Below are 12,601 nucleotides of genomic sequence, written 5' to 3' on the forward strand. Positions count from 1 at the left end.
CTATTAGGAATGGATGATGCCATGATAAATGCTTTATCTGCTCTTGTCCGTTTCAACCTGTAACTTGCAACGTAACTTTGCAGCCGTTTGTAGCTATAAAGCTATTGCAATCTTAAAGCGAACTATCTGGATTGACGAATTTCGTTAATAAGCTTATCAGCAACGACTAGCATATTTTCTAAGCTGCCAGCAGATTTACCATCAACGACATAGCGACCATCAATAACCAAAGCAGGTACACCAGTAATGCGATAAGCCTTTATGCGGGCTACATCTTGACGTAAACGGCTTTCTACACCAAAGCTGGTGTAAAGCTGTTCAGTTTGGTCACTTTTTATGCCGTATTGTTCAAAAAAGTTACCTAAAGCACGCTGACTACCAAGATTGGCATTTTGCTGATGAATGGCGTTAAACATTGCCATGTGTGCTTGTTCTGTTAAGTTCAAAACGTCCATGATGTAGTAAGCACGGGCGAGGTGTTCCCACTGTTTATTAAAAGCAGCCGGTAGCTTAACAACCTGTACATCGCTGGACTGTTTAAGTGTCCAAGTTTGTAATTGAGGCTCTAGTTGATAGCAATAACCGCAGGTATAAGAAAAAACTGCAGTGACTTCAATTTTATCCGCTGTAACTTGCAAAGGCGCTGGGTCTTTTAAGGTGGTGTAGCCTTGAGCCATGACTTGTGAAGCAACCAAACTAACGACTAGCAATACTAGACCGCGAAGAATATGACGCATAAATTAAAGCTCCCAAACAGAAAAAAACAAGGGGTGTCGCCACCCCTTATCTAGTTAAATGACTAAAGAATTAGTGATTAACGATTAGTACCATGCAACCCAGACATATAAGAAGCAACCGCTTCCATTTCTGCATCTGTCATTTTCTCAGCAATTAAACGCATCATTGAATTAGGATCATTGTTACGTGAACCTTCACGGAAGGTTTTTAGCTGATTAACGGTGTAAGTTGGGTGCTGACCCGATAAAGCAGGAAAGGCTGCGGGCTTATTGCCGCCACCATTAGGTAGGTGACAAGCGGTACAAGCGGGAATGCCTTTAGCCATATCACCAGCGCGGTAAAGATTACGACCTTTTTCTGCTAATGCAGGGTCTGCTTGACCTAAGTTTGCTGGCTTACTGGAATAATAGTTAGCAATTTCGCGCACATCAGCATCGGTGAAATGATCGACCATACCAGTCATTTCAGGAATACTACGACGGCCATCGCGTATATCTTTAATTTGTTTAAATAAATAATTGCTACCTTGACCTGCTAAGTTAGGCCAGTTAGGTATCATGCTAACACCTTCAGCACCGTGGCAAGCGGTACACGTTGCGGTTTTTTCTTCCACAGATTGTGCATAAGCCATGCCAGTTACGCTAGCCGCTAGGGTTAAGCTTAACAGTAGTTTTTTCATCATCGGTTGGGTCTCGTTTTTTTTGCTAGTCTTTAAAATCATTTGTCCGTTCATGGGCACTAGCATCGCGCCTACGGACGGTGAGTGATAAACTATTAACCTTGTAAGTTACCGCATTATAGCTAAGGCTTAGGCTAACTGGAATGCCAGTGGTCTAACCCTTTTGTTTAATTTCTTTCAGATGACCCCTATCCATGCGTCAAGTTAAGAAAAAAAAGCCTTTAAAGAAAATCATTTATGAGCCTGCTTCACAAGTTCCTAAAGTGTTGCAGCCCAAGCATTACAACACAGTCAGCTTTTTAACCAGCTCGCCAACTTTAGCACAATGCCCCCTAGATGATGGCTGGGAAGTGGCTTTTGCTGGACGTTCTAACGCCGGTAAATCAAGCGCACTTAATTGCCTTACCTCGGCGCGTTTAGCCAGAACCAGTAAAACACCCGGCCGTACCCAGCTTATTAACTTCTTTAATGTTGATGAACAGCGGCGTTTAGTCGATTTACCTGGCTATGGTTATGCCAAAGTTCCTACTACGATACGTCGTGAGTGGGGTCATCACTTGGGTGATTATGTGACCCAGCGCAAGTGTTTGGCAGGGATGGTGATTATGATGGATATTCGTCACCCCCTAACTGATTTTGACTTGCAATTAATTGATGTCGCAGCCCGTCGTGATTTACCAGTGCATATTTTGCTGACTAAAGCAGACAAGCTAAAGCGTGGCCCTGCTGCTAATCAGTTACAATTTGTTCGTAATGCATTGTTAAGCATTACTGGCAACCTTAGCGTGCAACTATTTTCATCCTTAAAAAGTAGTGGCACAGCCGAAGCTTGGGATAAATTAGATGAGTGGTTTAAGCTTGGTGCTTATGTTGCGACTGAATCCGAAGCCGCTATTGATGCGTCTTTACTTGATGTGCCTGATGGCGATGAATCAGCGAACTAACAATCGTTGCGAGGTATTCTACAAACAAGGTGTCTTGCTGACGAAAGTGGTTACTTGAAGGATGAGCAAACACTAGCACGCCTAGGTGGTTAGTATGGTTCAAGCGACAAATAATCGCTGAGCCTTGCTGTAAGTTATCTAAGCCAAGTAAGGCAGCGGTTGTGGCGTTTAACTGTAGGCTGGTTAAGCGCTTTTTAGCTAACAAAGCTAGCTGCTGCTGCTGCTGCTCTTCGCTGGCTTCTGGCAGACCGTTAATCTTGTTATGGCTCCAAATGGCTAAATACGGCAAAGCAAAATTGTGCTGCAACTCTTCTTTTAATAGCGCCGTCAATTCTTCGGTACTTTCTGCTTCTAATAACTTCACTAATAGGCGCTCAATACGCTTTAAACGCTTTTCGTTGTCACGGGCATTGTTGAGTAATTGCTCGTGATCTTGTTTTTGTTGATTAAGTTTTTCTCGTAAATTTTTTATTTGATACAGCAGCAGTGACTCAGCGCTACCACAATCATGCGCTAACGCTAGCGAGGTTAATAGCTGCTCTCGACCAATAAAAAAATGACGATTTTGATTCAGCCAAGCGGCAACCTGTTCTGCACTTATTTGCTCTAGGGTAAGCAGTTGGCTAAGGGTGTTTTTATGTGTGGTATCGGGTGTTACTGAGTTCATAAATAAATCTGTCCTTCAAAAACACGTTGTGCAGGGCCGGTTAATTTAACTGAATGCCCTTCACCTAGCCATTCAAGCTGCAAAATACCACCCGGTAGCTGCATTTCAACACGGGAATCAAACCAGCCTTGTAAGCGACCATAAACCATCGCCGCTGCCGCGCCTGTGCCGGAAGAAAGAATTTCACCCGTACCACGTTCATACACCCTTAAACGCCCTTGGGTACGAGCAATAACCTGTAAAAAACCAGCATTGACGCGCCGTGGAAACAGTGGGTGGTTTTCTATGGCTGTACCTAACGCATGAACCGGCGCATTAATAACGTCGTCAACACGGGTTATGGCGTGCGGGCCGCCAATAGAAACCACGCCAATGGTTAATTGTTGCTGCGTGAGTTGCAGCGGATAGCTAATGGCTTGTGCTGGTGTTTCAAAAGGCAAGTCATCAGGGTTTAAGCGTGGTATACCCATATCTACCGTTACTTGATTGCTATCATTTAAAGTAAGAATCAGCAATCCACCCGCTGTTTCTACTCTAAGCGTTTTTTTGCTAGTGAGTCTTTTTTCTTGCACAAAGATGGCAAAACAACGTGCACCATTGCCAGAACTTTCTACTTCGCTACCATCCGCATTAAAAACGCGGTAGCAAAAATCAGTATCTGGCCTGGTGGGTGGTTCAATGATTAATAATTGATCAAAACCTACACCAAGGTTGCGGTCTGATAAGTGACGAACTTGTTCTGGGCGCAAGCGAACTTTCTGGCTGATTTGATCGACCACCATAAAGTCGTTACCTAGACCGTGCATTTTGGTGAAATGAATTAACATTTTTTTAGCTCGTTATTTAGGTAAACATTGCTCGCCAGCCATTTGCTGTTCATAGCTTTCACGCTGACGAACAAGGTGGTATTCAGTACCATCCACCATTACTTCGGCAGGGCGATTGCGACTGTTGTAATTCGAGGCCATCGCAAAACCATAAGCACCAGCTGAGCAGACGGCTAAAAGGTCGCCTTGAATTAGGTTAAGCTGACGGTTTTTACCTAAAAAGTCGCCAGTTTCGCACACAGGACCAACAACATCCCACGTTTTGCTAACGTCTTCTTCATTAAGGCAAACGGGGATAATGTCTTGCCAAGCATCGTAAAGTGCAGGGCGTAATAAATCGTTCATGGCAGCATCAACAATGGCAAAGTTTTTTTCTTCGCCTTCTTTTAAATACTCGACTTGCGTTAGCAAAATACCGGCATTAGCAGCAATGCCGCGCCCCGGCTCAAAGACTAATTCAAACTCACGGTCGCCTAATTTTTCTAGCAACGCCTTAATATACTCTGCGGGTGAAGGCGGTGTTTCATCGTTATAGCGCACACCTAAGCCACCACCTAAATCTAAGTGCTGCAGCATTATGCCATCGTCAGCTAGTTGATCGATCAAGACTAATAAACGATCTAGTGCATCTAAAAAAGGCCCAAGCTCGGTAATTTGTGAACCAATATGACAATCCACGCCAATAATTTTAATGTGCTGTAAGTTGGCGGCTTGTTGATAAACTTCCCTTGCTAACTCAAAACCAATCCCAAACTTATTGGCTTTTAGCCCCGTTGAAATGTACGGATGCGTTTTAGGGTCAACATCAGGATTGACGCGAATTGAAACCGGCGCGGCTAAGCCCATTTCTTCAGCAACAGCATTAATGCGTAGCAGCTCTGGCACAGACTCTACGTTAAAGCATTTAATGCCTACTGTGAGTGCGCGACGAATCTCTATTACTTGTTTGCCAACGCCAGAAAAAACAATTTTAGACGGATCGCCACCCGCTGCTAAAACACGCTCTAGTTCACCAATAGAAACTATGTCAAAACCTGCGCCTAAACGCGCCAAAATATTCAACACGCCAAGGTTAGAATTGGCTTTAACGGCATAGCAAATTAAATGCGGCTGTCCAGCCAGTGGCTCAGCATAAGCTTGGTAGCGCTGTTCTAGGCTGGCACGAGAATAAACATACAAGGGTGTACCAAATTCTTTTGCTAACTGTTGAGTAGAAACGCCTTCGGCGTGGAGTTCACCATCACTATAGGTAAAAAAGTTCATCATATTAAGCGCTCAAAATAGTATTAATTATTTAAAATAATGACTGCAGCAGCATTAGCTTAGTATCAGGCTGTGGCAGGTATAAATTACCTTTTTGCCCACAGCCTGTTATCAGCAACAATGCTAGCAAAGCTAGCGTTATAGGTTTAAGTATTTTTTTAACCACGTTCAGCCACTAAAGTTAAGGCGCGTTTGGCGGCGGCTGTTACCTGTGCTGGCGCTGTGCCACCTAAATGATCCCTTGCCGCCACTGAACCTTCTAGTGTTAGCACGTCAAACACGTCAGCAGTAATAATGTTAGAAAATACCTGCAACTCTTCTAAAGTCATTTCTGCTAAATCACGGTTTTCTTCCACACCAAATGCCACAGATTTACCGACGACTTCGTGAGCATCACGAAAAGCTAAACCTTTACGAACAAGGTAATCGGCCAAGTCGGTAGCAGTCGCAAAACCACGGCGGGCAGCTTCGTGCATCACATCGCGGCGTGGCTCTATGGCTGGAATCATGTCGGCAAACGCACGTAAACAGCCTTTTACCGTGTCGATAGTGTCAAATAACGGCTCTTTGTCTTCTTGGTTGTCTTTGTTGTAAGCCAAGGGCTGAGATTTCATCAGCGTTAACAAACTCATTAAATGCCCATAAACACGGCCACTTTTACCGCGCACTAGCTCTGGTACATCGGGATTTTTCTTTTGTGGCATGATAGAACTGCCCGTGCAAAAACGGTCAGGCAAGTTAATAAAGTTGAATTGTGAACTGGTCCACAGCACTAATTCTTCACTCATACGCGACATATGCATCAGCAGCAGGGCTGCAAAGCTACAAAACTCAATCGCAAAATCACGGTCAGAAACTGAATCGAGTGAGTTTTGTGACGCGCGATCAAAACCTAACAACTCAGCGGTTAAGTTACGGTCAATTGGATAAGTTGTTCCTGCTAACGCCGCTGCGCCTAACGGTAAAACATTAACCCGCTTACGGGTATCCATTAAGCGCTCATAATCACGTTGCAGCATTTCGTTCCATGCTAATAAATGATGCCCAAAAGTAACGGGCTGGGCGGTTTGCAAATGCGTAAAACCGGGCATGATTGTGTTGGCTTCTGCTGCTGCTAACGCAATTAAGCCCGTTTGTAGGCGCGTTAATTCAGCCGCAATCACATCAATTTCATCACGTAAATACAGGCGTACATCGGTTGCAACTTGGTCGTTGCGTGAACGGCCAGTATGCAGTTTTTTGCCGGTAATACCGATGCGCTCAGTTAAAGCGGCTTCAATGTTCATGTGAACATCTTCAAGCTGTACCGACCATACAAACTTACCGCTTTCAATGTCTTGGCGAACCGCAGCTAGACCGCTAATAATATCGCTTAACTCGGCTTCAGTTAAAACACCCACCTTGGTTAACATAGTCGCGTGGGCAATCGAACCTTGAATATCGTGGTGGTAAAGGCGCTTATCAAAATTAACCGAAGCGGTAAAACCTTCTACAAAAGCATCGGTAGGCTCGGTAAAACGCCCGCCCCAAAGCTTTTCGGTTTCAGCAACCGGATTTATTTCAGGTGCGTTTTTTATTGAATCTTTGAGGGCTGGAGCATTTTTTTGCGTCATGGCGTGTTGGTTTCCAAAAGCGTTAGTTAACAATAAATTAACAAAGAATTAAGCCAAGTTTAACAGAGGGATGGAATAAAAGTCGCCACCTAGACGGGCTAAGGTTTGCCGCCAATTGTTGAAGGCTATATTCTATCCCCTTATTAAAAGTGGGCAATCAATCAATCATCTGATTTAAGGTTATCTTATGAACGCAACAACTAAGGTACACGCCCAGTGGTCTTCACGTATGGGGTTCGTATTAGCCGCGACAGGTTCAGCGGTAGGTTTGGGTAATATTTGGAAGTTTCCTTACATGGTGGGCGAAAGCGGCGGTGCTGCTTTTGTGTTGGTTTATCTCGTTTGTATTTTCTTAATTGGCTTGCCAATTTTAGTCAGCGAATGGTTATTGGGTCGCCGTGGTCAGAAAAACCCGATTAACACTATGCGTGATATGGCCGAGAAAAATAATGCCAGTAAAGCTTGGGTGTTGGTCGGCATCAGCGGTGTGCTGGGCGCTTTTTTAATCCTTTCTTTTTATAGTGTGATTGGTGGCTGGTCATTGGCTTATATTAAAGATGCGGTGGTTAATAATTTTTCTGATCAAAATGCCGATGGCATTGCTGCTATTTTTAATGGCTTATTAGCAAGCCCTGCTCAATTGTTGGTGTGGCATTCGGTGTTTATGTTGTTGGTGATCGGTATTGTTGCACGCGGTGTTACTAAGGGTTTAGAGGGTGCAGCCAATATTTTAATGCCCGCCTTGGGCGTGTTGCTATTAGTGTTGGTTGCTTATGGCGCAACGACTAGTGGTTTTTCACAAGCATTAAGCTTTATGTTTAGCCCTGATTGGTCGCAGCTAACCGGCAAAGTTGTGTTGTCTGCCTTGGGTCATGCATTTTTTACGCTGTCGTTGGGTATGGGCATTATGATGGCTTACGGTTCTTACATTGGCGAAGATATTGATTTGCTAAAAACGGCGCGTACAGTGGTTATTATGGACACGGTAATTGCTTTAGCCGCTGGTATGGCAATTTTCCCAATTGTATTTACTGAAGGTTTAGACCTTAGTTCTGGTCCTGGTTTAATTTTTGTTACTCTGCCACTGGCATTTGGCAATATTACGGGTGGCTGGCTGGTGGGCTTGGCATTTTTTGCTTTGCTAAGTTTTGCAGCGATTACTTCAGCCATTTCTTTGCTAGAGCCGGTGGTTGAGTTTGTTGAAGAGCGTAGCCCTTTAAGTCGTGCTACTTCAACGGTGGTTTCAGGTTTTGCTGCTTGGGCGTTGGGTTTATTGGCGCTTTTATCATTTAACGTGCTGGGTGATGTTTTAATTTTTGGCTTGAATTTCTTTGATTTGCTCGATCAACTTACCAGTAAATTTATGCTGCCTTTAACCGGCTTAGGTGGTATTTTATTTATGGCTTGGCATTTAGATAAAGAAAGCGTTCGCCAAGAGCTTAATTTGGATATTTATGATTTTAGCTTGTGGAGTTTGTTAACCCGTTATTTAGCACCCATTGCTGTTTTAGTGGTATTTTTTACTAATCTTTAAAGTAAATTTCTATTAATAGTAATCAACAGCAAAGGGGTAAAAGCCAATGTGTAATCAGATGAAAGTTTTGGCTGACCCTTTGCTGCGGTAGTGGGTGTGTTGGGTTTTTTGCTAACCGGTCATAGCATACAACACTAAGGATTAACTTGTGATTAACGCGTTAATATTCTGGCATCAATGGCATAAATAGTCGCTTCAATACGCCGGTTAGTGCGGTGGGCTTGTTCATTATCATTTAAGTCTAATAAGCGTGATTCACCATAACCTTTACCAATAATGCGTGCTGGGTTTACATTGAATTTCTTTGTTAATACTTCAACAACAGCTTTAGCGCGGGCGGTAGAAAGCTTTAAATTGTATTCTTCTGTTGCAGGTGTTGAAGTATGTCCACCAATTTCAACGGCTGTATCTGGGTTCTTTACCATAAAATCAGCTACTTTTTTAATTTCAGGGTAATAAATAGGGTCAATGTAGCTAGAGTCATTGAAGAACAAGATATTGATTTTCATGGAAACAACAAACTGTTCAACAATCGAGCAGCCATCTTCATTTACTAGGTGTGTAATGGGAGTATTTGGACAAAGGTCTAAACGATCAATAACACCATCTTTGTCTGAATCTAGGTCTGGAGTTGAAGTTATAACTGTTTGTATGGGTTTGTGTGGGTGAATAAAATCAACTTCGCTAGTATAAAACTGATAACGAATGCCACCTTTTATACCGTAATCAGTTAAGTTTTTTCTCATGCCTTGATAAGCAGCACCTTCTGCAAATAAAGACCAGCGGGAAGCAAAAGGTAGGCTTGCCCCTAAGCCTAGATTGGCAAGGGCATGACCATCGGCTGGCGTAACACTTTTAATACCAGCAAAGGCATATAAATGGTTTTTTTCAGTAAAGCGGTACATTAAATCTAAACCTAAGCGGCGTTCTTTGCCACCCTGAGCAAGTGCTGAAGCACGATCATAGTCTTGCTCTGCCCATTCAATTCTTGCGCCCCAAGAAGGGCTAAATAGTACACCTAGCTCTAGGCCAGGCCCATTACCACCATCAATGTAATCATAGTCAGCATGGTCTTTTTTCTTATCATCTGTTGTTACCGATTCATAAAAGCCGCCAATATAAACACCTTCCTGAGCTTGTAACAAACTAGAGTAGGCAAACATAGCGCCACTGATTAGAAGAATTTTACTGGTATGCACTCTAAACCTCAAAATTTAATAAAAATAAAAAACGGCATAAAACAAGGGTGCTTTATGCCGTTATGCTAATTTATATTTTAACTGATTATTTGTTAATCATTAGTATTCCATAGGCTGATTATCGTTATCAAGAGTATCTGAATAGTTGTTATTTGAAGCATCAGAGTCATTTAATCCTGTTAAATGACTGTCAGTCTGATCACTTTCAATGCTTTCTGTCCAGTTTTCAGAAGGCATCATATTCTCCACTTCACTCTCGGTTGTTTTAACCCAGCCAAGGTCCTCCTGCTGCATACTGCTAACCATCATTAAATTTGTATCAGCATTAAGGCTATCATTAGTTTCATTGCTTGCTTGATTAGCACCAAAATCAGGCACTTCATCAGTCACTTCATTAGTTACTTCATCAGTTACTTCATCAGTTACTTCATCAGTCACTTCATCAGTCACTTCATCAGTTACTTCATCAGAATCAGTTGCGGCTTCTAGTTGTTCTTCAGTCTCATCAAGGCTCGATAAAGTTTGAATACCTAACTCTGACTCTTCATTGTCTGAAGCTTGCTTGCTAGCATCTGGCTCAACAACAATGGTTGTTGTATAGGTATCACTAAAGCTACCTACACCATCGCCTACTTGGAACTCGAATCTACCATCTAAATTGCTACCTTCATTAGGTTCAAACACTAATAAACCTAACTCTATGTCAGATAAAGAAATAGTATCATCTGTTGAAATTTCGACCTTAGAGCTTTCTGTAGCAACATTGCCTTCTTTATCTATAACAGTCACACCTTTTTTAATAATGCGATAAAGGCTGCCATTTTCTGGTTCTGAGACAATTTTAATAACTTGGACACCTTCTGAAAGGTCATCACCAAAATCATTTGTCTTAAGGGTGTAGGGCGTGTCTACATTTATAACTATTGAGTCATCAGAAGATGTTGGGGTAAGAATACCTGAAAAGTTAAATTCCTCTGTTGCCGGATTTACTTTTTCATAGTTTCCACCAGTAACATCTAGAACATTTACAACAACTTCTGATAAATTACCTAACTCTTTGGCATCAATGGTAAATGAGCCTCTTCCCGTAGCATTTAGCTCAACTTGCATTTCTGTTCCATTCACTTCAACAGTGGCTACTGCTTTTTCTTGTGGTGGGTACCTTTCGTCCATTTGAATTGCAAAAGTAACTTGGCCATTCTCATCTACGGTTATGTCGCTAGAGTCTAGGGCTTGCTTGTAGCTAATTTCATGAATTAAATAGTCATCAACGTTGGTTGGCGCTGTGAATTCAACCTTATCAAACGATAAGATGTTTCCATCAGCATCAGGCAATTCAAAAGTAAAAGCTTCATCAACCTTGTCGGAGCTTCCTTTGGCATTCACTTCTTTTATCTTGTCACCTCCAGCATCATAGTAGGTCACTATGGCTTTAGTGGTGCTTTTGCCATCACCAGTCACTTGTGCAGAACCAATTACTTCACCATTGTTAGTAAAGGTAAGCTTGGCTGTTTCATGGTTATTTCTCCATGCAAAAGAAACATCAATTGAGTTCACATCCTTGTCAAAATCAACAACAATTTTTTCGCCAAGGCCTAGCTCTTTGGTGTCGCCGTTAGATTTCTCAACACTTTTGTCATTGATTTTAGTTTCTACACCAAATCCATCATGGTTTGTGCCTTTAATGACGGACAGGTTGGTTTCTTTTCCATCATTACCAAAGGCTGTAATCGTTACACCATTAGTGCCATCAACTGCTGAGCTTGAGTTAATAGTTTGAGCTTTTGCTGTAGCTGTTATCGTTATATCAACAGGCGTTTTTGTATCTAACACTCTAGCTGTTGCGGTGTCATTACCAATATCTATTGGCTTGAAATTGCCTTCTGTTGAAGTGATTTTAGCTGTTAGTTCACTCACGTCTATATAAACATCTTCAGTGTTATTGCTAGCAATTTTTATTGAGCCTGAAGTTTCTTGATCGGCAATGGTAATCGTACCTTTATCTGTGACTATTGTTGTTTCGCCCTGCGACGGCTCACTTAACGTAGCAGTGAACACATAAGAGGTATCTTCTGCATCCTCATTTACAGTTGAAGCTGTTAAATCAACAGTAGCCGGATTAACAGGCTCGGGTTCTGGCTCAGGCTCTGTTGTTGGAGCATCAGTCGGTGCATCAGTCGGTGCATCAGTCGGTGCATCAGTCGGTGCATCAGTCGGTGCATCAGTCGGTGCGTCAGTCGGAGCATCAGTCGGAGCGTCAGTCGGTGCATCAGTCGGTGCATCAGTCGGAGCGTCAGTCGGTGCGTCAGTCGGTGCGTCAGTCGGTGCGTCTGTCGGTGCATCAGTCGGAGCGTCTGTCGGTGCATCAGTCGGAGCGTCTGTCGGAGCGTCTGTCGGAGTGTCTGTCGGAGCGTCCGTTGGTGTCTCTGTTTCTTGTCTTGGAGGTACTGCTTCAGGCTCTTGTGGTATAGCTGCTTCAGGCTCTGGCTCAGTAGGTGTGTCTGGGTCTGTTTCTGATCCAGTCTGGCCTTCATCTTGTCCTTCTAGAAGACTCGCAGGCGCTACATCAGCAGAATCTAGAGGTGTTATAAAATCATCAACAGCTGCATCAGAGCTGCCAGCATTGAAATTTGGATCTAAGTTTAGTGGATTAACTGGGTTTACATTGCCAGCTAGGTTGCCATCTTGAATATTTAGCTGAAGTCCATCATTTGCAGCCATAGCATCAGCAGGAGTCGCAGCCGCATCAGTTTCATCGTCGGTAGCTTTTTCTGCAAGTTCTTCTGTGTTTATTAAGCCGTCGTTGTATTCGGCATGATCAACATTAGCTTCATCTGGCGTGAAGGTTTGAATGTTTTCATTACCCGACTCTTGTGCAAGCCCCATAATGTCTGAGGTATCAATACTTTCTTGCTCTTCTTGACCAATGTCTTCGGTACGGCTTAACACAGTTGATTCGTCAAATAGCAACGCTTCATCTGATTGTTGTTCATCAACTGCATTGTCTTTAGCGGTTGATTCGTTTGAATTTTCAGTTTGATCTGCCATGACTCACTACCCCATATTTTAGAGATAAATTTTAAATTATTGTTATTCTTATTAGGTTATCCGTAAGTACGTAATCTAGCTGCTAGCCA

11 protein-coding genes are annotated in these 12,601 nt (G+C 42.9%); 2 read left to right on the plus strand and 9 right to left on the minus strand.

What is annotated here, in order from left to right; all coding sequences use genetic code 11:
- Positions 1-122 precede the first annotated feature (122 nt).
- Entirely contained in the window at positions 123-737 is a 615-nt protein-coding gene (locus tag VJY63_RS01090; RefSeq protein WP_324047790.1) for a thiol:disulfide interchange protein DsbA/DsbL, read from the minus strand.
- 77 nt (positions 738-814) lie between these two features.
- A complete protein-coding gene (locus tag VJY63_RS01095) occupies positions 815-1,420 on the minus strand; it encodes a c-type cytochrome (protein WP_324047792.1) in 606 nt (201 codons plus the stop codon).
- A 191-nt stretch (positions 1,421-1,611) separates the two neighbouring features.
- Between VJY63_RS01095 and yihA the strand changes: the two genes are divergently transcribed.
- Positions 1,612-2,361, plus strand: coding sequence for a ribosome biogenesis GTP-binding protein YihA/YsxC (gene yihA, locus VJY63_RS01100; RefSeq protein ID WP_324047794.1), 750 nt, complete (start codon positions 1,612-1,614; stop codon positions 2,359-2,361).
- On the opposite strand, the gene VJY63_RS01105 is transcribed toward yihA, so the two are convergent.
- Genes VJY63_RS01105 through argH form a run of 5 tightly spaced genes read right to left on the minus strand, consistent with a single transcriptional unit; the run spans position 2,309 to position 6,731 of the window.
- A complete protein-coding gene (locus tag VJY63_RS01105) occupies positions 2,309-3,028 on the minus strand; it encodes a DUF484 family protein (RefSeq protein ID WP_324047796.1) in 720 nt (239 codons plus the stop codon). The genes yihA and VJY63_RS01105 overlap by 53 nt on opposite strands.
- Positions 3,025-3,855, minus strand: coding sequence for a diaminopimelate epimerase (dapF, locus tag VJY63_RS01110; protein ID WP_324047797.1), 831 nt, complete (start codon positions 3,853-3,855; stop codon positions 3,025-3,027). Before dapF ends, VJY63_RS01105 begins: the two co-directional genes overlap by 4 nt.
- Before the next feature lie 12 nt (positions 3,856-3,867).
- Positions 3,868-5,118, minus strand: a complete 1,251-nt coding sequence (gene lysA / locus VJY63_RS01115) for a diaminopimelate decarboxylase (protein ID WP_324048064.1) — start codon at positions 5,116-5,118, stop codon at positions 3,868-3,870.
- 31 nt (positions 5,119-5,149) lie between these two features.
- Positions 5,150-5,284 (minus strand): LPS translocon maturation chaperone LptM, encoded by a 135-nt coding sequence (gene lptM / locus VJY63_RS11825; protein WP_349254589.1) that lies wholly within the window; start codon positions 5,282-5,284, stop codon positions 5,150-5,152.
- A complete protein-coding gene (gene argH / locus VJY63_RS01120) occupies positions 5,277-6,731 on the minus strand; it encodes an argininosuccinate lyase (RefSeq protein ID WP_324047799.1) in 1,455 nt (484 codons plus the stop codon). Before argH ends, lptM begins: the two co-directional genes overlap by 8 nt.
- Before the next feature lie 187 nt (positions 6,732-6,918).
- On the opposite strand from argH, the gene VJY63_RS01125 reads away from it, so the two are divergent.
- On the plus strand, positions 6,919-8,265 hold the full coding sequence (locus VJY63_RS01125; RefSeq protein ID WP_324047801.1) for a sodium-dependent transporter: 1,347 nt from the start codon (positions 6,919-6,921) through the stop codon (positions 8,263-8,265).
- Between the two features lie 152 nt (positions 8,266-8,417).
- On the opposite strand, the gene VJY63_RS01130 is transcribed toward VJY63_RS01125, so the two are convergent.
- Positions 8,418-9,464, minus strand: a complete 1,047-nt coding sequence (locus tag VJY63_RS01130) for an OmpA family protein (protein WP_324047803.1) — start codon at positions 9,462-9,464, stop codon at positions 8,418-8,420.
- Between the two features lie 99 nt (positions 9,465-9,563).
- Positions 9,564-12,512 (minus strand): immunoglobulin-like domain-containing protein, encoded by a 2,949-nt coding sequence (locus VJY63_RS01135; protein ID WP_324047805.1) that lies wholly within the window; start codon positions 12,510-12,512, stop codon positions 9,564-9,566.
- Positions 12,513-12,601: the final 89 nt, after the last annotated feature.

The organism is Marinospirillum sp. (assembly GCF_035271045.1).
GTDB lineage: Bacteria > Pseudomonadota > Gammaproteobacteria > Pseudomonadales > Halomonadaceae > Marinospirillum.